This is a genomic window from Ruegeria sp. BB5 (assembly GCF_056539405.1).
This window is the reverse complement of sequence record NZ_JBQFUX010000001.1, coordinates 1,163,201-1,183,920: the sequence shown is the minus strand read 5'-3', so window position 1 is coordinate 1,183,920 and position 20,720 is coordinate 1,163,201. Positions and strand designations below refer to the sequence as shown.

Annotated in this window: 18 protein-coding genes; 5 read left to right on the top strand and 13 right to left on the bottom strand. The window is 58.5% G+C overall.

Annotated elements, in window-relative coordinates; translation table 11 throughout:
- Positions 1 to 122: 122 nt before the first annotated feature.
- Positions 123 to 698, bottom strand: coding sequence for a lipid-binding SYLF domain-containing protein (locus ACR0DL_RS05850; RefSeq protein WP_170358718.1), 576 nt, complete (start codon positions 696 to 698; stop codon positions 123 to 125).
- 143 nt (positions 699 to 841) lie between these two features.
- Positions 842 to 1,840, bottom strand: a complete 999-nt coding sequence (gene hemB, locus ACR0DL_RS05845; RefSeq protein WP_480688047.1) for a porphobilinogen synthase — start codon at positions 1,838 to 1,840, stop codon at positions 842 to 844.
- Positions 1,841 to 1,960: 120 nt separating this feature from the next.
- On the opposite strand from hemB, the gene ACR0DL_RS05840 reads away from it, so the two are divergent.
- The gene (locus tag ACR0DL_RS05840; RefSeq protein ID WP_170375562.1) at positions 1,961 to 2,485 is read left to right on the top strand and encodes a component of SufBCD complex; all 525 of its coding nucleotides are present in this window, start codon (positions 1,961 to 1,963) and stop codon (positions 2,483 to 2,485) included.
- A 21-nt stretch (positions 2,486 to 2,506) separates the two neighbouring features.
- Positions 2,507 to 5,962 (top strand): transcription-repair coupling factor, encoded by a 3,456-nt coding sequence (mfd, locus tag ACR0DL_RS05835; protein WP_480688045.1) that lies wholly within the window; start codon positions 2,507 to 2,509, stop codon positions 5,960 to 5,962.
- Here the strand turns inward: mfd and ACR0DL_RS05830 are convergent.
- From ACR0DL_RS05830 to ACR0DL_RS05810, 5 genes are all read right to left on the bottom strand, one after another.
- Positions 5,959 to 6,633, bottom strand: coding sequence for an SH3 domain-containing protein (locus tag ACR0DL_RS05830; protein WP_480688043.1), 675 nt, complete (start codon positions 6,631 to 6,633; stop codon positions 5,959 to 5,961). The two genes, mfd and ACR0DL_RS05830, sit on opposite strands and share 4 nt — an antisense overlap.
- Positions 6,630 to 8,294: a tetratricopeptide repeat protein gene (locus ACR0DL_RS05825; protein ID WP_480688041.1), complete on the bottom strand. Its 1,665-nt coding sequence runs from the start codon at positions 8,292 to 8,294 to the stop codon at positions 6,630 to 6,632. Before ACR0DL_RS05825 ends, ACR0DL_RS05830 begins: the two co-directional genes overlap by 4 nt.
- 280 nt (positions 8,295 to 8,574) lie before the next feature.
- A complete protein-coding gene (locus tag ACR0DL_RS05820; protein ID WP_170375553.1) occupies positions 8,575 to 9,783 on the bottom strand; it encodes a multidrug effflux MFS transporter in 1,209 nt (402 codons plus the stop codon).
- Positions 9,784 to 9,858: 75 nt separating this feature from the next.
- Positions 9,859 to 10,518 (bottom strand): DsbA family oxidoreductase, encoded by a 660-nt coding sequence (locus ACR0DL_RS05815; RefSeq protein WP_170375550.1) that lies wholly within the window; start codon positions 10,516 to 10,518, stop codon positions 9,859 to 9,861.
- Positions 10,515 to 12,032, bottom strand: coding sequence for a class I adenylate-forming enzyme family protein (locus tag ACR0DL_RS05810; RefSeq protein ID WP_480688039.1), 1,518 nt, complete (start codon positions 12,030 to 12,032; stop codon positions 10,515 to 10,517). The genes ACR0DL_RS05815 and ACR0DL_RS05810 overlap by 4 nt, the downstream gene beginning before the upstream one ends.
- 65 nt (positions 12,033 to 12,097) lie before the next feature.
- Between ACR0DL_RS05810 and ACR0DL_RS05805 the strand changes: the two genes are divergently transcribed.
- Positions 12,098 to 12,721, top strand: a complete 624-nt coding sequence (locus tag ACR0DL_RS05805) for a helix-turn-helix domain-containing protein (RefSeq protein WP_170348870.1) — start codon at positions 12,098 to 12,100, stop codon at positions 12,719 to 12,721.
- On the opposite strand, the gene ACR0DL_RS05800 is transcribed toward ACR0DL_RS05805, so the two are convergent.
- Positions 12,710 to 12,946, bottom strand: a complete 237-nt coding sequence (locus ACR0DL_RS05800; RefSeq protein ID WP_170348869.1) for a hypothetical protein — start codon at positions 12,944 to 12,946, stop codon at positions 12,710 to 12,712. The genes ACR0DL_RS05805 and ACR0DL_RS05800 overlap by 12 nt on opposite strands.
- A 540-nt stretch (positions 12,947 to 13,486) precedes the next feature.
- Complete coding sequence (locus tag ACR0DL_RS05795; RefSeq protein WP_480688037.1) at positions 13,487 to 15,301, bottom strand: extracellular solute-binding protein; 1,815 nt, start codon at positions 15,299 to 15,301, stop codon at positions 13,487 to 13,489.
- A gap of 293 nt (positions 15,302 to 15,594) precedes the next feature.
- On the opposite strand from ACR0DL_RS05795, the gene ACR0DL_RS05790 reads away from it, so the two are divergent.
- Positions 15,595 to 16,368 carry a 3-hydroxybutyrate dehydrogenase gene (locus tag ACR0DL_RS05790; protein WP_480688035.1) on the top strand — a complete coding sequence of 258 codons (774 nt, stop codon included), beginning with the start codon at positions 15,595 to 15,597 and terminating at the stop codon, positions 16,366 to 16,368.
- Between the two features lie 15 nt (positions 16,369 to 16,383).
- Positions 16,384 to 17,409 carry a patatin-like phospholipase family protein gene (locus ACR0DL_RS05785; protein WP_170358703.1) on the top strand — a complete coding sequence of 342 codons (1,026 nt, stop codon included), beginning with the start codon at positions 16,384 to 16,386 and terminating at the stop codon, positions 17,407 to 17,409.
- On the opposite strand, the gene ACR0DL_RS05780 is transcribed toward ACR0DL_RS05785, so the two are convergent.
- The 4 genes from ACR0DL_RS05780 to ACR0DL_RS05765 form a co-directional block, all read right to left on the bottom strand.
- A complete protein-coding gene (locus ACR0DL_RS05780) occupies positions 17,410 to 18,087 on the bottom strand; it encodes a DUF502 domain-containing protein (RefSeq protein WP_170348865.1) in 678 nt (225 codons plus the stop codon). It abuts the gene before it with no gap.
- Positions 18,088 to 18,151: 64 nt separating this feature from the next.
- Positions 18,152 to 19,063 (bottom strand): pseudouridine-5'-phosphate glycosidase, encoded by a 912-nt coding sequence (locus tag ACR0DL_RS05775; RefSeq protein ID WP_480688033.1) that lies wholly within the window; start codon positions 19,061 to 19,063, stop codon positions 18,152 to 18,154.
- Positions 19,060 to 19,953: a PfkB family carbohydrate kinase gene (locus ACR0DL_RS05770; RefSeq protein ID WP_170395950.1), complete on the bottom strand. Its 894-nt coding sequence runs from the start codon at positions 19,951 to 19,953 to the stop codon at positions 19,060 to 19,062. The genes ACR0DL_RS05775 and ACR0DL_RS05770 overlap by 4 nt, the downstream gene beginning before the upstream one ends.
- A 45-nt stretch (positions 19,954 to 19,998) precedes the next feature.
- Positions 19,999 to 20,616 carry a thiamine phosphate synthase gene (locus tag ACR0DL_RS05765; RefSeq protein WP_170348862.1) on the bottom strand — a complete coding sequence of 206 codons (618 nt, stop codon included), beginning with the start codon at positions 20,614 to 20,616 and terminating at the stop codon, positions 19,999 to 20,001.
- Positions 20,617 to 20,720 lie beyond the last annotated feature (104 nt).

The following is a 20,720-nucleotide window of genomic DNA, read 5'->3' as shown; positions in this document are numbered from 1 at the left end:
TGGATTGACCGAAAGAGGAACAGCCCGGGAATATTCGTGTTTACAGCGCTATAAATGAAAAACCCCGCCGCAGCTGGGAACCTGTGGCGGGGACTAATGAGGGGGGAGTGGTAGTCCAATGTTTAAGGAATGATCCGCGTGTATTTGGTGCCTTCGACCGTGGCGCCGAATTTCAAACCGGCTTGGCCGAATACCACCGCCAGCACAGGCGAACGCAAAGTCGTTGTGTCAGTGGACAGGGAGTTTCCAGTTGCATCAACCACATAGCCAATATCGGCACCGGCAGTCCATCCGCTGGAACGGCGGAAATCGTTCAGTGCGTCCTGGGTCATGAAGAACAGGACATGTGCATATTGTTGCGCGCCGATTTGCAGGCCGGCGGTTCCGGAAATTGCAGAATAGTAATCAACCGTTGCGCCCTGAATGCGCAAGGCGCCTTGGCCGTAGGCGCCACCAAAGAAGATTAATCCGGCGTCGGTGATCAGGGGCATGATCAACATGCCGTTGGCTTTGTTTGCGATCTCAACCGTGTTGGGATATTTCGCATACATTTCGGTTAGTGTGGCATCGACGCGCGCGTCGATGGTGGCGGCGTTGGTGTTACCCACGCCGTTGCCACAAGCTGCGGTTACCGTCAAACCGGCCATGCCAAAGGCAAAGCCGCGACGGCTTAGTTGGGGTGCATTGGAACTGCTCATGTCTATTTTTCTCTGTATGACTGCCTGATATGTCGGGTGTTCCCGATCTTATGTGCAAGAATACGCCGATTGCCGTCGCGTGTCACGGGAAAGCTGAGTGACAGCGAATCACAATCGGCGAAAAATTGCGACAATTGGGGGCATTAGCCTTGCAAGGCGTGCGCGACCTGTGGGGCGAAATAGGTGAGGATGCCGTCGCAGCCAGCGCGCTTGAAGGCCAACAGGCTTTCCAGCATCACCCTGTCACCATCGATCCAACCGTTCCGTGCCGCGGCCTGTATCATCGCGTATTCACCCGACACCTGATAGGCATATGTCGGCGCGCCAAAGGTGTCCTTTACCCGTCGGCAGATATCCAGATAGGGCATGCCGGGCTTGATCATCACCATATCCGCACCTTCTGTCAGGTCGCGTTCGATCAGGCGCAGGGCTTCGTTCGAATTGGCCGGATCCATCTGATAGGTCTTCTTGTCGCCCGTAAGCGCACCCGAAGCACCGACCGCATCACGGAAGGGTCCGTAAAAGGCGCTGGCGTATTTCGCGGCATAGCTGAGAATCATCACGTTCTGGTGCCCAGCAGATTCCAACGCCCGGCGCATTTCACCGATCCGCCCATCCATCATGTCGGACGGACCGATGATATCGGCACCTGCCTCAGCCTGTGCCAACGTCATCCTGACCAGCGCCTCGATCGTCTTGTCGTTCACAATTTCGCCATCGATGACATAGCCGTCGTGACCGTTGATGTTGTACGGGTCCAGTGCCACATCGGTCATTACCGCGATATCCGGGGCTGCGGCCTTGATGGCGCGGATGGCCCGGTTGGACAGATTGTCAGAGTTCCAGGCCTCGGCGCAATCCTCGGTTTTCAGGTTGGCGTCGGTGTAGGGAAAGATGCAGATCGCTGGGATTCCCAACGCCTGCGCCTCAACCGCGGCCTTAGCTATCAGGTCCACCGACCGGCGCATCACACCGGGCATCGAGGGCACGGGCTCCTCCACACCCTCGCCGTCGCGCACAAAAACCGGCCAGATCAAATCATCTGTGGTCAGCGTATTTTCCCGAACAAGGCCGCGCACGGCCTGAGATTGGCGCGCCCGGCGGAAACGGGTCAGGGGATAGGGGGCGATGGTCGGCTTCATGTCGCGCTCTCCTTGAATATTCCCGCATTGGGTGGCATGAATTCCACGTGGTCTCAAGGGTAACGATGGTCGCGCCTGCGCAGTGAAGGCCCCTAAGGACAGTGAACAAAGGGCTGACGCTTGGACTTATTCTCTACGCTTTTCGAAATTATCGACATGCGCAGCTTTTCGAATCTGTGGTATTGGATCGGGCTGGCTGTGCTGTGGTCGTCCACAAGCCACTGGACGCTGGGTGTGCCCTATGATCTGCTGGTGCGCGCGCGCCGTGTCGGCGGCGAGGCCGAGCGTGATTTTCTGGACATCGTGCGGATCAACAGAAACCGGATACTGTATATCGTTGAGGTATCGGGGCTGGCCATTCTCGGGTTGAGCTGTTTCATCTTCACCGGTCTGGCGATGCTTGGGTTCGTTTACGGGGTTGAATTCGCGCAGGCTGTGTTCTTGTTGTTATTCCCGGTCTGTATTGTGATGCTGATCAACATTTCGGCGGCGCGAAAGCTGCAGGCCGGCGACGGGACATTGGAATTTACCGGCAAGATTTTGACCCGCTGCCGGATTTATACGCAGATTATCGGCATGATCTCGATCTTGATCACGTCGCTTTGGGGCATGTATCAGAACTTTTCGATTGGTGTTCTGGGGTAGGAAATTCGGAAAGGCGAGGGAATGACGGCTCCGAACCACGTAACAGTCGGCGGCGCCCCTGAGGGGTTTGACGCACAGCTTGTCCTGAACGAGATCGCGCGATCCGCCGGGCCGGTTTGCCACGTCGCGCGCGATGACAAGCGGATGGAGGCAATGCGGGCAGCACTTGCCTTTTTCGCCCCGGACATGCCGGTGTTCGTCTTCCCCGGCTGGGATTGCCTTCCGTATGACCGGGTGTCGCCGAACGCGGATATCGCTGCGGCGCGGGTCGCAACACTGGCCGCGCTGGTGCATCAGATGCCCGAACGGTTTGTGTTGCTGACCACGCTAAACGCCGCGACCCAACGAGTGCCAGCGCGCGATGTGCTGCGTGAGGCCGCGTTTACTGCCCGGGTCAACCACCGTGTCGACGAAACAGCATTGCGGAACTTTTTGGTGCGCATGGGTTTCACGCAAAGCCCGACGGTTATGGAGCCCGGAGACTACGCGATCCGCGGCGGCATTATCGACATCTTCCCTCCGGGCGAATCCGGCCCGGTTCGGCTGGACCTGTTCGGTGATGTGCTGGACGGTGCGCGCCGGTTTGACCCAGTGTCGCAGCGCACGACCGAAAAGCTGGACGTGGTTGAACTGGCCCCGGTGTCCGAGGTCATTCTGGATGACGCCGCCATCACACGATTCCGCCAGAACTATCGCATCGAATTCGGCGCGGCGGGCACCGATGATCCGCTGTACGAGGCGGTCAGCGCTGGCCGCAAGCATCAAGGCGTGGAACACTGGTTGCCGTTTTTTCACGAAAAGCTTGAAACGCTGTTCGACTATCTGCCTGGTGCCACGATCTCGTTGGACGATCAGGTCACGCCCACGCGCTTGGCCCGGTGGGCATCGATTGAGGATCAGTACGAAACTCGGCGGTTGGCACTGGAAAACCGCTCGCGCATGGACACGGTTTATAAACCTACGCCGCCCGGATTGTTGTATCTGGACGATGCTGCATGGGAGCAGGCGGTGGGTGATCGGCGCGTTTTGCAATTCAGTCCGTTGCCGCAGGCCAGCGGCCCCGGCGTGATCGACGCTGGTGGACGGATCGGGCGGAATTTTGCACCCGAACGACAGCAGGAAAGCATCAGCCTTTTTGGCGCGCTGGCCAGTCATATCACAGACAAGATGAACAAAGGGCCGGTCCTGATCGCGTCTTATTCCGAAGGTGCGCGTGAACGCCTGACCGGATTGATCGAAGACGAAGGTCTGGCTGAGGCGATCCCCGTTTCCGACGGCACTCGCGTCGGTAAACGCGGGCTGCACCTGGCTGTTTGGGCGTTGGAGCATGGGTTCGAAACGTCGGATCTGACAGTGATCGCTGAACAAGATGTTCTGGGCGACCGCCTGATCCGCCAACCCAAGAAACGCCGAAAGGCCGAGAACTTCCTAACCGAAACCCAATCGCTATCACCCGGCGATCTTGTGGTGCATGTGGACCACGGGATTGGCCGCTACATGGGGATGGAGGTCGTGACGGCGGCGGGCGCAGCCCATGAGTGCCTTTTGTTGGAATATGCCGAACAGTCCAAGCTGTACCTGCCGGTGGAAAACATCGAGCTGCTGTCGAAATACGGTCACGACGAAGGTCTTCTGGATCGTTTGGGCGGCGGTGCATGGCAGGCCAAAAAGGCCAAGCTGAAAGAGCGCATTCGCGAGATGGCGGACAAGCTGATCCGCATCGCTGCTGAGCGGGCGCTGCGTAAAGCTCCGGTGATGGACCCGCCGCCCCATGCGTGGGAGGAGTTCAGCGCGCGTTTTCCGTATCAGGAAACTGATGATCAGCTGCGCGCGATTTCCGATGTGATGGAAGACATGCACTCGGGCGCGCCAATGGATCGTCTGATTTGCGGCGATGTCGGCTTTGGCAAGACCGAGGTCGCCATGCGTGCTGCCTTTGTCGCCGCGATGTCGGGCGTGCAGGTGGCCGTTGTGGCCCCTACGACGCTGCTGGCCCGACAGCACGCGGCATCGTTTAAGGAACGGTTCCGGGGATTCCCGCTTGAGGTTCGGCAGCTGTCGCGTTTTGTCTCGGCGAAAGAGGCGCAACAAACCCGCGATGGGTTGGCGCGAGGCACGGTGGACATCGTGGTCGGCACCCATGCGCTGCTGGCCAAGGGGATTCGGTTCAACAACCTCGGGCTGCTGATCATCGATGAGGAACAGCATTTCGGGGTGGGTCACAAAGAGCGCCTCAAACAACTGCGCTCGGACATTCACGTACTGACCCTGACCGCGACGCCGATACCGCGGACGCTGCAATTGTCGCTGACAGGTGTGCGTGATCTGTCAATCATCGGCACGCCGCCCATCGACCGTCTGGCCATCCGCACCTATGTCAGCGAATTCGATGCGGTCACGGTGCGCGAGGCGCTGCTGCGCGAACATTATCGCGGCGGGCAAAGTTTCTATGTGGTCCCGCGTATCTCGGACCTGCCCGAGATTGAGGAATTCCTGAAGGAGCAACTACCGGAACTGACTTACGTTGTCGCGCATGGGCAAATGGCGGCGGGCGAACTCGATGACCGCATGAATGCCTTCTATGACGGGAAGTATGATGTGCTGTTGGCAACGACGATTGTGGAAAGTGGGCTGGATATTCCGACGGCCAACACAATGGTCGTGCATCGCGCGGATATGTTCGGTCTGGCGCAGCTTTACCAGATCCGCGGACGGGTGGGGCGATCAAAGGCCCGCGCCTATGCCTATCTGACCACTAAACCGCGCCAGCGATTGACGGCCACCGCCGAGAAACGCCTGCGGGTTCTAGGCTCTCTTGATACACTGGGGGCGGGGTTCACGCTGGCATCGCAGGATCTGGACATTCGCGGTGCCGGCAATCTGCTGGGCGAGGAACAGTCGGGCCAGATGCGCGACGTGGGCTACGAGCTGTACCAATCCATGCTGGAAGAGGCGATTGCCAAAATCAAAGCCGGTGAGATGGAGGGTCTATCGGACGCAGACGACCAGTGGGCCCCGCAGATCAATCTGGGCGTCCCGGTTCTGATCCCCGAGGATTATGTGCCCGATCTGGATGTGCGCCTGGGGCTGTACCGCCGCTTGTCCTCGCTTTCGACCAAGGTTGAACTTGAAGGTTTTGCAGCCGAGTTGATTGACCGCTTTGGTTCGCTGCCAAAAGAGGTGAACACCCTGATGCTGGTCGTGCGTATCAAAGCGATGTGCAAACGTGCGGGCATTGCCAAATTGGACGGCGGACCAAAGGGTGCGACGATCCAGTTTCACAATGACAAGTTTGCCTCGCCTCAGGGGTTGGTCGAGTTCATCCAGAACCAGCGCGGGCTGGCCAAGGTCAAGGACAACAAGATCGTGGTGCGCCGCGACTGGAAAAAGGACAGTGACAAGATCAAGGGTGCCTTTGCCATCGCTCGTGATCTGGCTGAAAAGGTTGTGGCCGAGAAGAAAAAGGCGAAGGTCTAGTCTCCGCTGACAAAAGTACACAACTGCCAGTCGCCCGCGTCTGACTTGACGAACGCGGCGCGGTGGCCGGTCATGGGCCAAAGAAAATCGGCGTGCATATAACCTTGCGTGCCGTCCGTCAGCAGGACGCGCTGATATTCGGCACCGTCTTGATAGTCACGTATGATCGCGATTTCGTGGCTGATCAGGCCTATAATGGACGAGTTGCGATCCGGTCTTTGACGTAAAGATACATCGGAACCTTTGACAAAGAACGCCAACTCTGGGTCCAGCGAGGCGGGCAGGGTGATCTGCCATTGATGCGGCATCCAGAACTCGCCTTCTTCGTCGAAGTAACCGGGCTGAGACAAAGTGGTTTCCAGGTCAGACCAGTATTGCGCGCGTAATGCATCCGCGTTTTCGCGCTGTTCTTCCGACAGGGCTTCCGGGTCGAGGGTCAGATTGGCGCGCAATTCCTCGGGGCCGCCATCACCGCCATGGCTTAGGTAGATATCGGGGCAGGACGCGGCAACCACAGCGTCGGTATCCCGTGCAGCCACTTGGACCAATAATGCCTCGCGAAAGGCGATCAACGATGAATCACGGTCTGCCTGATCGACCGGTGGAAAGGATTGACGGTCGGCAAGTGCTGGGCCGCAGATCACGGCAGCCAGCAGTAGCGCGTATCTCATTCGGCGGCCCTCATCGCGGCTTGGGCGCAGAAACAGGATGCTCCGACGGCGCGGTCGGCACGTGCCAGAGCCAAATCAAGACGTTGTTTGATTTGAGCGATTTCAACACTTTCGCCGCGCGCCTTCAGGCAGTCATGCAGACCTTTGAGGCTCCAAACATTGTCCGGATGGATCGAAGCACGGCTGAGGGTGCCGTCCAAGCCAAGGTCTTCGCGATAGACCGCTTCAGCCTCGGTTACGTGACCTTGTTCAAACAACAACGCCCCTAATGCATGGCGGGTTGGCTGCATCCAGCCCCACGGTTCGTCATAGGGCAGCGTGTCATCCAACTCGACCGAGCGTCGCAGATGGGCGTAGGCGATATCGTAGTTGCCCTTGCGATACTCAATCTCTCCACTCAGCATTTCCCGCGCGATTTCAAGCAGGTCAACGACGCGGTTGTTGTGTAGCAGGCGTGTTTCGGGCACGCAGGCCTTGGCCGACAGGAACAGTTGTTCCTCAGCTTCGGCTTCGGCGACGTCACCGGTTGCAGCATGGGCGATGGCGCGAGCATAGTGGATGGTGGCGGTCAACGTGCGATAGAGGTCGGGGTCTGCGGGCAGTTTCAGTGCCTTGGCTTCCTCCCACTGGCCAAAACGGATCAGGATATGCGGCCCCATGGACATGTAGCTTTCGAAGTAATCCGCCATGGGTGGGCTTTCGATACGCAACATATCTTCGGGGGTTGTGTCCCACAGGCCCTGATTGGCGCGCAGGGCCGGTTCCATCTGGCCCAGGAACAACGCCCCGTAGATGGCGAAATGGTAATTGTGCTGACGGTAGCCGGTATAGATGTTGAACGCGCCTTCGCGCTCGTAATATTTTAGATCGGCTATGGTGGCCTTTTCGTTCCAATAAACGACGTTGTGGTAGTGGCCGCACAGCACATCGATATGGGTGGGCATATGCACCAGATGGCCCGCATCCGGCACCAGCGTGCGCAGAACATCCCCGGCTTTTAATGCCTTTTCTGGGGTAGGAGACATCTCCATCAGGTGGACATAGAGGTGCAGCAAACCCGGGTGCGACATGGCTGCGGGGTCATTTGCCATCGCGTCCTCAAGGACCTTCTGCGCCTCAAGCGTGGCGGCACCTTCGGCAGGTTTCCCGGTCTTCAGATCCCACATCTGCCAGGGGGTGAGGTTCAGCAGTGCCTCAACATATATCGTGCGCAGGTCCAAGTGATCGGGGTGATCGGCAAAGGCCGCGCGCATGGCATCGGCAAAATCATAGTTCCAGCCGTTCATATCCGGGATCGGATCGCGCTGAGGGTAACGGGCGGGCAATGCGCGGATCAGCGCCTGTTCAACGGGGGTGCAGGTGCCCAACAGGGCCACCGCTTGCTGTGTCGCGTCATAGGCTTGCCCGAGCGCTTTCTGCTGACCACGCGCGTCGCGTAAATCCCAGGGCAGGTTGTAATTCGGACCGGCGGCATAAGCGATGCCCCAATGGGCCATAGCGCAATCCGGGTCATGCTCGGCAGCGCGTTGGAAACAGACAACGGCCTCGTCATGGTTATAGCCATAGGTCCAAACCAGCCCCCGATCGAACCAAAGCTGGGCCTCGGCTGAGGTCGTGCTGACCGGACAGGAATGCGTACCCAGATCGTAATAGTCGCCCATGAAAACCCCTTTACTGTGATCCCAAAGTCCAGACTCTGGGGTGCTGCTTTGCTTGTTCCCTATGATGAACGACGTACGCGACCGCCGCAAAGACTATGCAAAACACAAAGAAATTTACAATTAGTGCTTTGAGGACACCATGACGGTAGTTGCGCCCTTTCCAAGTGCCCTTAAACTCATTCGGTTTGCGCGACCTTGGGTTTGGAGGCTCAAAGCTCTTTTTCATCACGATCCCTTTAACTTAGGGAAAGGTTAGCGTGATTCACCCGGGCTGCACAGGTCAGGCAGGCAGTCTGTTTTCGATCCGGCCCATATGCAGCATCAGTCCGAAACCGGCCACGCTCATCACCAGAATGCCGGTGGTCAGCGGATATAGCGAGCCATCGAACATTTGACCGATCGGGGCGGCGATAGCGGCGGCCAGAACGGTCGAAAACGCGCCGATGACCGACGCTGCCATACCGGCAATATGGCCCATTGGCTCCATCGCAATGGCGTTCAGGTTGCCCATCGTCATGCCAGCCATGAAAAAGATCGAGGTCTGCCAGAAGACGAACACCGCAAAGTTCAGATTGGCTGAAAGCGGCATCATGTTCAGCGTGATGACGCCAATCGTGATGGCGATCTGCGCGCCAAGGGCCCATGTCACCAGCCGCCGCATCCCCACGCGGATCACAAGCGCGGCGTTCAACAGGCTGGCGGACCCCGCCATCAAAGCTACAAAGCCGAACCAAAACGGGAAGCTGTCGGCGCTGTCATGGATCACATCATAAACTGGCTGCACCATGGTCAGCATGGTGAACAACATGCCAAGGCAAAGGGATTGCACAAAGATTGATACGCGCACCGTGGGATGGGCGAACATCTCGCGTGCGGCCGCGGTCATCAAGGGCAGGCGCAGTGGGCGACGGTTTTCCGACCTCAGCGATTCTGGTAGGCGCAAGCCCAGCCAGATCACGGTAATCACCGAGAACAGGATGAACGAAACAAAGATGCCACGCCATCCCGCGATGGCGATCATTCCGGCCCCCAGCATCGGGGCGACGGCGGGCACCAGTGTAAAGATCATCATGGCGATAGAGACGATCCGCGCCATTTCCCGGCCCGAGTACAAGTCTCGGATGATCGCCATGGCGACCACACGCGGCGCGGCGCAGCCGATGCCCTGTGCCACCCGCGCGAACAGTAGAAGTTCCAGCGAAGAACTGGCCCAAGCCACGGCTGCCGACAAGATGTACAACGCCGAGCCGACATAGATCACCGGCTTGCGCCCAAACGCGTCGGACAATGGGCCCACAAAGAATGTCCCGATGCCCATGCCCAGAACAAATGAGGTCAGGATCAACTGAGCGTCGTTGATATCATCGGGGCTCAGCTGCGCGCCGATCTCGGGCAAAGCAGGCAGCATCGAGTCGATCGAAAACGCAATCGTCGCAAACATCATTGCGACAAGTGCGATGAACTCTCCCGAAGACATGCGATTGGCCATGGCGCCCTCCTGACCTGATTGCGCTATCACGGCTTTTCAGGAGGCGCTAGGGGGCAGGCTGCACAGGGACCTGTGCTATTTTGCAGGGGAAGCCTCAAGCTGAGACATAATCTCACCGATTACTTTTTCCCACATTTCAGGGGGTTGTGCGCCCGGAACCGCGTGCTGGTTGGCCACAATGAAGGTAGGAACAGAATTTACCCCCATCTGTCGCGAATGGGTGTCGCGGGTGCGGATATCCTCGCGATCAGCGTCGGATTTCAGCAGTTTCGATACCACAGCTGCGTCCATGCCGATACTGTCGGCGATATCGGCCAACACTTCGTGATCGCCAATATCACGTCCCTGCACGAAATACGCATCGAACAGAGCGTCTACGGCTGCGTCTTGCTTGCCCTCGATCCCGGCCCAGTGGATCAGGCGGTGCGCGTCCAACGTGTTAGGTGTGCGTTTCATCCCTTCGAAGTCAATGCTCAGCCCGGCATTCTGCGCATGCTCAACCACCGGGGCATAGGCGCGCACGGCACCGTCTTTGCCGCCGAACTTGCGCTCCAGATATTCGCGGCGATCCATGCCTTCGTTCGGCATGTCGGGGTTCAACTGAAACGGATGCCATTCGATAACGAACGGGTGGTCCGGAATAGCGGCCAGCGCTTTGTCCAAGTGGGTTTTGCCGATATAGCACCATGGGCAGATCGGGTCGGACATGATGTCGAGTTTGACGGTCTGGGTCATGGTGTATTCGCCTTGAAATAGGCCGGGAGCGCCCGACGCAGGAGTTTGCCATTACCACCGGTTGGCAGCTCGGGCAGGTGAATGAACGCGCGGGGCTGTTTGTAGCGCGCCAGATTTGCCTCGACATAGGTGCGCAGGGTGTCTTCGTCCAGCTTTTCCGGCCCGGTATAGAAAGCGGCTATCACGAATGTGTCCTGTTTAACCTCAACTGCCGCTGCACCCACTTGCGCGATGCCGGGGAATTTGGTTAGGGCGGCCTCAACCTCGACCGGGGACACGCGATAGCCACCCGCGTTCATCATATCGTCGTCGCGGCCCAGATAGGTGATCTGTCCGTCCATCGCCATGGCCCCTTGATCACCGGTCAGAAACCAGTCGCCCTGCATGCGGGCCTTGGCCTCGTCAGGTGCATTCAGATAGGTTAGCATCAGACCGGGGTCGGATCGGTGGATGGCAATGGTACCTTCTTGGCCACGCGGAACCGGTCCGTCCGGCCCCAATATCGCCACCCGGCGACCCGGTTGAGGTTGCCCCAACGACTCGCCCCGGGCCGGATGGGCAGGGCTGGACGAGATGAAGGTCGAACATTCGGACATACCGAAGGCTTCGTACAATTCTGTCCCGGTCAGGTCGCTCCATTGCGCATGCAGGTGCCGCGACAGCTTTTCGCCTGCGCACAGGCCGTGACGCAGGTCCGGTAAATGCAGATCACCGGCGGATTTAAGCAATTTGCGAAACACGCCGGGCGCGGCAGCAAAGATCGTTGCCCGATGTTGTCTTAACAGCTCTGGAAGGGCATCAGAGTCGGTGCCGGGTTCGGGGATCAACGCCGTCGCGCCGATCGTCCAGGGATCCATCAGCCCGGTGCCCAGAGTATAGGTCCAGTTGAACGCCCCGGCATGACACAGGCGGTCCGTATCCCGCAACCCGTACCAGCCATCCACCATCATCTGGCGCGCCCAGATGGCGCGGTGGGCATGGGCTACAGCGCGTGGTTTGCCAGAAGTGCCAGAGGTATAGACGACATAGGCCAACCGGTCCGGGTCGCCGAGTTGGAATTCGGCAGGGGGCAGTGCGCGCATCCCCGACAGATCGTCCAGCGTAATCTGCAACGGATGATTGGCGCAGGCGACGGCTGGGTCGCGTAGAATGGCTGTGGGTTGCAGATCAGAAATCATGCGCACGGTTTCGGGCTCGGTCAGCTGTGACGAGGTGGGAACCGGCACGATCCCGGCAGCTATGGCCGCAAGATAGGCGATGGGGAAATCAACCGTATTCCCCAGTCGCATCAACGCAATGTCCCCGGGATTCAATCCGGTCTTCAACAGCCCGGTAGCGGTGCCCAGAATGGCCGATTTCAATGCGCCATAGGTCCAATTCTGCGCCCCGTCATTGCATAAAACCGACAAGGCGGTTTTGTCCGGGTGGTCATCCGCGTGCCGCAGAACGTGCGCGGCCAGATTGAATGGTGCGGGGCAGGCCGGAGGCTGCCCCTGATCGAAAACAGAAAGCATGGCCACTGGCTATCGCGGCGCTTGGCGCGTTGCAAGCCGGGCAGGCTGGTCCTATAGATTGGCGCATGAGCACTAATGAACAGCCATCTCTGATCCGCATAGCACGTGACTCGGGTGAGCACACCGATCCCGAACCACTTGATCTGGGCGCGCGCGTGCGTCAACTGCGCAAGGCGCGGAACTGGACGCTGGAACAAGCGGCGTCTCAGGCGGGGCTTGCGCGCTCGACCCTCAGCAAGATCGAGAATGGGCAGATGTCGCCCACTTATGACGCGCTGAAAAAGCTGGCGACCGGGTTGGAAATTTCGGTGCCACAGCTGTTCACCCCGCCACAGCGTGATCAGGTGATCGGTCGGATGGCAATCACCCGCATGGGCGAAGGCGCTGAACATCCGACGGGAACATACGAGCACGAGTTGCTGGCCGAAAACCTGACGAAAAAGCAGATGCTGCCCTATCGGGCTCGCGTGCGCGCGCGCTCAATGGACGAATTTGACGGCTGGGTGCGCCATGACGGCGAAGAATTCCTGTATGTGCTGACCGGGGTTGTGAAACTGTACACCGAATTCTATGAACCCGTCGAAATGCGCCGTGGCGACAGCGCTTACTACGACGCCAGTATGGGTCACAACGTGATTTCCGTCAGTGACGAAGATGCGACGATCCTGTGGGTAACGTCACTTGCTTAAGGAACGGCTGAACTCGCGGTTCAGACCTTCGGTGAATAGAAAATCCTCAAGTTCTTCGTGGGCTTCATTTACGGTCAGGTGGTGGCGTTCGGCCAAGTAGGCTTCGAACCCTTTTCGATCTTTGCTCAGCCGCACCTTGTCCTGATCGCGCAGATTCGGAAAACGCCGTTTAGCGCGGGAATACATAGCATCCCAGTCTTGCAGCAGGTCAGTCCAGTTCAACATCAGTCAGCTTTCCGTAATTCGGGTTTCACGGCTGCTCGGCCCTTTCATCAGGGTACGGAGATGGCGGGAGTCGATGCGCATGACAAAATGTCGCACCTGAGCAGCGCTGACGTTACGTCAAAAAGGCCCGTTACGCACGATACGCAACGGGCCTACGGACCTGAGGTTGGAGTGAGTGGAGGCCGGTCCGCAAAATCCAAGAGTGACGCGCTGCATGACAAGCTATCTAGCGAAATAATCAGAATTAATCCGGCCAAACAGCACGTTTAAATGACAATAGGCTATATCGTACAGATATGTTCAGTAAAGCCCCTTGTGGGTGTTTTTTTTAGTTAAGCTGGAATTTGGGGGCGACTGCAAATTGTGGCGAAACTTAGTTCGAATACCCCTAGATGTAGTGTGGTTTGCGCCATGTGCCGAAATCCGCCGAAGGCTGCGGCGTTATGGCAGAGCCGTCCCTTGGGGCCAAATCTTCAGATCCAAAGCACCAAAGCACCAAACAACCTACAGCGGATTAATGCGGCAGCGGGGCTTATTTGGTCACTCTTCGTACCACCAAACCTGCGGCATATACTCGGGCCCGTCGCCATAGATCGGCAGGGTTTGAGGCTGCTTCAGTTCTTTGGCATGGGCGATGCGCCCGACGTCGAAGTTCCAGATCGGAATGACATAGCGACCAGCAGTCAGAACCCGATCAAGCGCGCGGGTGGCGGCCACGAAATCCTCGTGACTTTCCGAGGCCAGCATAGCGTCAATCAGCCCATCCACAGCGGGTGAGGCGACACCCATCAGGTTGCGCGTGCCCTGTACATCCGCGTTTTCGCTGCCCCAATACAGACGCTGTTCATTGCCCGGAGACAGAGACAGCGCACGGCGAAGGAACGTGATGTCAAAATCAAACTCGGCATTGCGGCCGACAAATTGCGCGCTGTCTACCTGTTCGACATTGACCTTGATGCCCAGACGCTCAAGCGCGCGGGTGTAGATTTCGATGGCCGTTTGTCCTTCGCTATCGCCCTGTTGCAGCAGAACGGTGATGGCAAAGTCCTGACCATTCTGGTTGCGCAGCACGCCGTCCTGAATGGTCCAGCCAGCCTCGGCCAGCAGCTTGTTGGCCTTGCGAATATTGGCGCGATTCCGGGCCGAACCGTCGCCGACGGGCAGGGCATAACCTTCAAGCGCGTCGGGCGGAAGGTCGTCGGCATAAAGTTGCAGCAGCTCGGCGACACGCCCAGTGGCCGGGCCGGGTTGCATGCCCAGGTCAGAGCCCGAGAAATACGAAGTGATCCGTGGTTGGGCGCTGCCGGTGATCGTATCGTTGATAAATTCGAAATTGAACGCCAGCAGCATCGCCTCGCGGACTCGCCAATCATCGAAAGGGGCTTTGCGGGTGTTCATGACAAACCCGGTCATGCCCGAGGGTTTGCCGTGCGGGATTTCGGTCTTGACCACATCACCGCGCTGAACGGCAGGAAAATCGTACTGAGTGTTCCATTTGTCGGCGTTGAATTCGCGCACCGCGGTCAGTTCACCGGCCTTGAACGCCTCGAACAGGACGGTGCCGTCGCCAAAAAACTCGATCCTTATGTCATCCAGGTTCATGGTTCCGCGCCGGAACGGAATGTCAGCCCCCCAATAGTCTGGATTGCGCCGCAAATTCACATAGCGGCCCGCCTCATAGCTATCGACCACGTACGGCCCCGACCCGATGGGAACGTCCTGCAGCGCGGCGTTGGCGAAATCTTTCCCCTCCCACTGTGCTTTTTGCAGGATCGGACGCAGCCCGGCGATCAGTGCCAATTCCCGGTCAGGTTCGTTAAAGGTGATCCGCACCGTGCGGGGGCCGGTTTGTTCGATGCTGTCGATCTTGCCCCACAAACCGCGGTAACGCAGATGACCTTCGGTGCCCAAAGTTTCATATGACCAAATCACGTCATCCACGGTCACCGGATTTCCGTCAGAAAACCGGGCGTTCTCACGCAGGGTAAATTCTACCCAAGAGCGGTCCGGTGCAGTCTCAACTGATTCGGCTAACAACCCGTAAAGAGTGAAAGGTTCGTCCCAGGACCGGCCCATCAGGCTTTCATGGGTCCAAAATCGCAATTGCCATGGCGAGCTGCCTTTTTGCACAAACGGGTTCAAACTGTTAAAGCCGCCGGTGTTTCCGAATACAACCTTGCCGCCTTTGGGCGCGTTGGGATTGGCATAGGGCAGGGACACAAAATCCGGTGGTAGGGCAGGGTCGCCGTACATAGCTATGCCATGGGCCGATTCTGCATGAGCGATTGTGACAGCAAAAATAAAGGTGATTCCCGCGATCACAGGGCGAACGGGGCGTAGAAAATTGGGGCGCATTTTGGAAACAATCCTGCTCTGGCCTTATTTTGTTGGGATTCACCGTATCGATGATTTTTCTTATTTTCAAACTTTTAGCTTGGACGGATGCAAGGAATTGCTTATAAAGGATGCACTGCTCGATAGGTTTCTTGCCTGTATGAAACCTGCCTCAATAACTTAACGCCCGCTTCGTGCGGGCGTTTTTTTTGAGGCGTTTCCACCCCGGATGCAGAACCCATATGTTTCCCCGTTTCCTTTGCAGTTGCAGCATGGCACTGTGCGGTCAAAGCAGATGTTGACGGAGAAAGCTCATGAGCGTGGCGGGAAAAACGGCGATCATCACAGGGTCGAATTCAGGGATCGGTTTGGGTGTTGCCCGCGAATTGGCCAAGGCTGGGGCCAACGTAATATTGAACTCGTTCACCGACCGGGATGAGGATCACGCGCTGGCCGCCGAGATTTCGCAGGAAACCGGAACCAACGCGCGTTACATCAAGGCGGACATGTCCGAGGGGGACGAATGCCGTGCCCTGATCGAAAAAGCGGGTGCCTGTGACATTCTCGTGAACAATGCAGGCATTCAACACGTCTCACCGATTGATCAGTTCCCGGTCGACAAATGGGATGCAATCATCGCGATCAACATGAACTCGGCCTATCACACTATGGCAGCGGCTCTGCCGATGATGCGCCAGGCCGGGTGGGGGCGCATTGTGAACATCGCCTCGGCCCACGGGCTGACGGCGTCGCCTTTCAAAGCAGCCTATGTCGCGGCCAAACATGGTGTGGTTGGGATGACCAAAACCGTAGCGCTGGAGACCGCGCAGGAACCGATAACCTGTAACGCGATTTGCCCGGGCTACGTGCTGACGCCACTGGTCGAAGCGCAGATTCCCGACACGATGAAAGAATACGGCATGAGCCGCGAGGACGTGATCAAGAACGTCATGCTGGAACGTCAACCGTCGAAAGCTTTTGCAACGGTCGAGCAACTGGGCGGTACAACTGTCTTTTTGTGTTCGGATGCCGCCGCGCAGATCACCGGAACGGCAATCTCGGTGGATGGGGGCTGGACGGCTCTGTAAGTCAGGGGGCAGGTAATGAAACGCATCAATCTGGCACTGCAGGGCGGCGGCGCGCATGGCGCCTTTACCTGGGGTGTCTTGGACCGGTTGCTGGACGAGGATGATATCGAGGTCGCGGCAATCACCGGCACCTCGGCCGGGGCGCTGAACGGGGCTGCGTTCAAATCCGGCATGGTACGCGATGGACGTGACGGTGCGCGGGCCAGCCTTGATGGGCTGTGGGCGCGCATGGGGGCCGTCGGCGATATGCGCCTTGCCAATTGGATGCAGGCACTTGAGCCCGCTCAGATTGCGCATGCCATGGAGTATTCTCTGCCGTTTTCCGTGGGTGACGCGTGGTCTCGTCTGGTGTCGCCCTATGCTTATGGTCCCTTTTATCGTAACCCGCTGGAACCGGTGGTGGACCGGTTCAATTTCAAGGAAATCTGTGCCGATGAAGGACCGCGCCTGTTCGTCTGCGCCACCTGCGTGCGCAGTGGCAAGATCCGTGTTTTTACCGGGGATGAGGTCTCGACCGATGCGATTTTAGCATCGGCCTGCCTGCCGAACCTGTTTCAGGCAGTTGAGATTTTTGACCCCAATTCGGGCCGAATCGAAGCGTATTGGGATGGCGGCTATACCGGGAACCCGGCGCTGTACCCCTTGTTCAACACCGATCTGCCGGATGATGTGGTGATCGTGAACATCAACCCGCTGGAACGGGAAGAAGTGCCGAAAACGCCGCAACAAATCCAGAACCGGATCAACGAGATCAGCTTTAACTCATCCCTGTTCCGCGAATTGCGAGCGATCAGCTTCGTGCAGCGCTTGTTGGCCGAAGGCAAATTGAAAGCGGGTGAGATGAACCGGGTTCTGGTTCACATGATCGCCGATGACGCGCTGATGAACGATCTGTCGGTGGCAACTAAGACGGTGCCGAACCCGGTTGTTCTGCATAAGTTGAAAGAGGCCGGGCGCACGGCTGCGCATCGGTTCCTTTCGGACAACAAGGGCGATTTGGGGCAGAAAAGTACTGTCAACCTGCCCGAGATGTTTGGCTGATCACTCAGGCGGTAGCGTCGGATCTTTGCCGTTGGGGTAAACCAGACCGGCAGAAATCACCAGCTTGGCCGCGTCCTCGATAGTCATGTCCAGCAGAATGACGTCTTCGGCAGGAAAGAACAGCAAAAACCCCGAGGTCGGGTTTGGCGTGGTCGGGATGAAAACGCTCAGCAATTCGCCCGCGGTTTCGGCGCGCTGGGTGACCTCGCCTTTGGCGGTGGTCGATACAAAGCCGATAGCCCAGATACCGCGGCGTGGATATTGCACCAAGCAGGCTTTTTCAAAAGATCTTTCTGTCTGGGCAAAGACTGTCTCGGATATCTGCTTGATCCCGGAATAGATCGAGCGGACAACCGGCATCCGTTCTACCAGGCTTTCGGTGAAGGAAATAAAGGACCGTCCCAGAATCCCCTTGGCGACCCAGCCCACCAGAACAGTGAACACCAGAAAGATGATGACGCCGACGCCGCGCAGGTTGATGCCTACATATTGTTGGGGCTGGAACTGTTGTGGGATCAGCGGCAGGACAGCACTGTCGATCCAGCCCACGACGGACCAAATCAACCAGATCGTCAGCCAGACAGGCGCAATGACAACGATGCCCGTCAGAAAAGACGCGCGCAGCCGGGAAAACAGGCCCGGTCCGCGGTGGGGTTCTTCGTCAAACGGTGTGTTCATTGCGATCCTGATTGGTTTGCCGATTTAGTTAAGCAGTCCGGCGTCTTGGTACAATAGGGTAGCTCTAGGCGGATTTGGTCAAAGCAATCGCGATACCGGCGGCTAGACGGGCATTGTTGCGCACCAGCGCTATGTTTGCGGTCAGCGAGCGGCCCCCGGTCTGTTCATAGATCCGTTGTAGCAGGTATGGCGTGACGCCTTTGCCGGTGATCCGGTGCGTATCCGCGTCTGATTGGGCGGCAGCGATGATGGGGGCCAGTTCCTCGGCCGGGATTTGATCGGCGTCCGGGATCGGGTTGGCAACCAGCTGACCCCCGGGCAGGCCAAGCGCGCGACGGGTGGCGTGGGCCTTGGCGATGTCTTCGGCACTATCCATGCGCAAGGGCGCAGGATAGGGGGACTTGGCGGACCAAAAAGCCGGGAATTCATCCTGTCCATGCGCGATAACCGGAACGCCCAATGTCTCGAGCACTTCAAGTGTTTTAGCAAGATCCAGGATGGCTTTCGCTCCGGCTGCAACAACAGTAACGGGTGTCTGCGCCAATTCGTGCAGATCGGCTGAGATGTCAAACGAGGTCTCGGCCCCCTGATGCACACCACCGATGCCACCGGTCGCAAAAACTTCGATCCCGGCATAGCGCGCGGCGATCATCGTGGCGGCCACTGTCGTGGCCCCGGTGCCGCTGGTCGACATACAGGCCGCCATGTCCGCGCGTGAGATCTTGGCGACGCCCTGGGCCTGCCCCAAGGCTTTCAACTGGTCGTCTTCCAGGCCCACATGCAGTTTGCCATTGATCACGGCCATGGTTGCAGGAACCGCGCCAGCGTCACGGACGTCCTGCTGAACCTGCGCCGCCACCTCGATATTCTGAGGGTAGGGCATACCATGGGTGATGATGGTGCTTTCCAGCGCAACGATGGGCTGACCTGCATCTTTGGCGGCGCGGACCTCGGCGGAATATTGGATGTCGATCACAGTGGTGTTTCTCCGGAAACATAGGTTGCGGCGGCATGTAGGGCGCGGCGTAAGGCTTCGTCATTGGACGCACCGTTGGCCTCGGACGCGATATGCGCCGCCATGAAAGTATCGCCCGCACCGGTCACACGGGTGACCAGAACGGAGGGCGGTGTTTGGGTCAATATTTCGTCAGCGCTGCCAATGGTGGCCGAGTTGCCGCCGTCCGTGACCAGCACCCGCAGCGCGCCACGGTCCAGCAGGCCCTTGGCGGCGCCTTCAGAATCGGTGAATTCGCGCTGGCACAAGATGCCGGCCTCTTCGAGGTTCACATAAAGCGTGGCGCGGGCGTGTTTCAGGAACGGCAGCAGACGTTCGGCCTTGCCAGGCGAGGCCGGGGCCACGCGCAGGTCCGCACGTGCAAAGGCGGGGCTTTGGGCGATTTCTTCTAACAGGGTCAGCGTCAGATTGCCGTCCAATGCGATGGGACCCTGGAACGGAGTGTTCTCATACCCCAGCGGCCCATGCATCAAGGGGCGCAGGATTTTCGCCCCGGCGGCCTCAAGCGAATGCGCGTCAGCGATTGCCGCGATCAGGCCGTTGGCCCCTTCGACGGCCATGTACCTGTCTGTCGGCAAATCCTGCGAACGATAGATGTGGTCCGTGACCATGCCCAGCCGCGAACAGGCGTTGACCAACTCGTCGCCTTCGGGGTCGCGACCAATGGCTGTCAGAAGGGTCGGCGTCATACCAAAGCGCACCAGCGTCATGGCGATGTTCATGGCCACTCCGCCGGGCAGGCGGGTGATCCGCCCCGGCACGTCCGAGCCCTGACGCATGGCGCTGGCGGACCGCCCGATTATGTCCCACAGGACCGAGCCGATACACAGGATTTCGCTGTTCTGAGTCATGCCCGTGTCATGCCGCAGCCCCGAGGTGGGTGCAAGGGTTAACGCTCACATCGCATCGGTAAGAGTTTTAAGCGCGGCAAGCGGGTCTTCTTGCGACCAGATCTCATCCCCGATACCGAAGAAATCAGTGCAAGGGGTCAGGTCGCGGATCAGCTCAGGCGTCAGGCCACCTTCGGCCACAACCGGAACCTCGATCATCTCAGACCACCACTGAAACAGGTCTTTTTCAGCCGTGGTTCCGTCCCCCAGCGTTGACGCGCCGACCGGGCCAAAGGCAACATAATCTACGCCAGCTTCACCAGCGGTCATGCCATCGTGGCTGGACGCGCCACAAAAACTGCCAACAATGGCATCCGCGCCCAACTCCTTGCGCGCGGCGCGCACTGAACGTGCGGCGTCGTCCAGATGCACCCCGTCCAACCCCAACCGTTGCGCCAGCAGAACATGGTTCGAGATGACCAGCGCCACGTCACGGGTATGGGCCACCTCGCGACAAGCATCAGCAGCGCGCGAGATCGCGTCTTCGTCATTGCCTGCCAGAGCCAGTCGGATGCAGGCAATCTCGGCACCGTCCAGAACGCGGCTAAGCTGGTCGGGGAACGTGCTCAATGAGATGGTCGGAGGGGTGATCAGGTAAATCTGCGGCTGCTCGGGGGTGTCCATTGGCGCGTCCTTAGCTTTCAGTCTTTGGCGCGGTTTAGCGGATTGTGCCGGGGAAGCAAACTTTTATGCCGGTTTAAGGCGCAATTGACCAATCGGATGCCTTG

What these genes read in the sequence shown, in the direction of transcription:
- ACR0DL_RS05850 (WP_170358718.1), bottom strand. Translation starts at nt 698, where the DNA reads ATGAGCAGTTCCAATGCACCCCAACTAAGCCGTCGCGGCTTTGCCTTT.
- hemB (WP_480688047.1), bottom strand. Translation starts at nt 1,840, where the DNA reads ATGAAGCCGACCATCGCCCCCTATCCCCTGACCCGTTTCCGCCGGGCG.
- mfd (WP_480688045.1), top strand. Translation starts at nt 2,507, where the DNA reads ATGACGGCTCCGAACCACGTAACAGTCGGCGGCGCCCCTGAGGGGTTT.
- ACR0DL_RS05830 (WP_480688043.1), bottom strand. Translation starts at nt 6,633, where the DNA reads ATGAGATACGCGCTACTGCTGGCTGCCGTGATCTGCGGCCCAGCACTT.
- ACR0DL_RS05825 (WP_480688041.1), bottom strand. Translation starts at nt 8,294, where the DNA reads ATGGGCGACTATTACGATCTGGGTACGCATTCCTGTCCGGTCAGCACG.
- ACR0DL_RS05820 (WP_170375553.1), bottom strand. Translation starts at nt 9,783, where the DNA reads ATGGCCAATCGCATGTCTTCGGGAGAGTTCATCGCACTTGTCGCAATG.
- ACR0DL_RS05815 (WP_170375550.1), bottom strand. Translation starts at nt 10,518, where the DNA reads ATGACCCAGACCGTCAAACTCGACATCATGTCCGACCCGATCTGCCCA.
- ACR0DL_RS05810 (WP_480688039.1), bottom strand. Translation starts at nt 12,032, where the DNA reads ATGCTTTCTGTTTTCGATCAGGGGCAGCCTCCGGCCTGCCCCGCACCA.
- ACR0DL_RS05805 (WP_170348870.1), top strand. Translation starts at nt 12,098, where the DNA reads ATGAGCACTAATGAACAGCCATCTCTGATCCGCATAGCACGTGACTCG.
- ACR0DL_RS05800 (WP_170348869.1), bottom strand. Translation starts at nt 12,946, where the DNA reads ATGTTGAACTGGACTGACCTGCTGCAAGACTGGGATGCTATGTATTCC.
- ACR0DL_RS05795 (WP_480688037.1), bottom strand. Translation starts at nt 15,301, where the DNA reads ATGCGCCCCAATTTTCTACGCCCCGTTCGCCCTGTGATCGCGGGAATC.
- ACR0DL_RS05790 (WP_480688035.1), top strand. Translation starts at nt 15,595, where the DNA reads ATGAGCGTGGCGGGAAAAACGGCGATCATCACAGGGTCGAATTCAGGG.
- ACR0DL_RS05785 (WP_170358703.1), top strand. Translation starts at nt 16,384, where the DNA reads ATGAAACGCATCAATCTGGCACTGCAGGGCGGCGGCGCGCATGGCGCC.
- ACR0DL_RS05780 (WP_170348865.1), bottom strand. Translation starts at nt 18,087, where the DNA reads ATGAACACACCGTTTGACGAAGAACCCCACCGCGGACCGGGCCTGTTT.
- ACR0DL_RS05770 (WP_170395950.1), bottom strand. Translation starts at nt 19,953, where the DNA reads ATGACTCAGAACAGCGAAATCCTGTGTATCGGCTCGGTCCTGTGGGAC.
- ACR0DL_RS05765 (WP_170348862.1), bottom strand. Translation starts at nt 20,616, where the DNA reads ATGGACACCCCCGAGCAGCCGCAGATTTACCTGATCACCCCTCCGACC.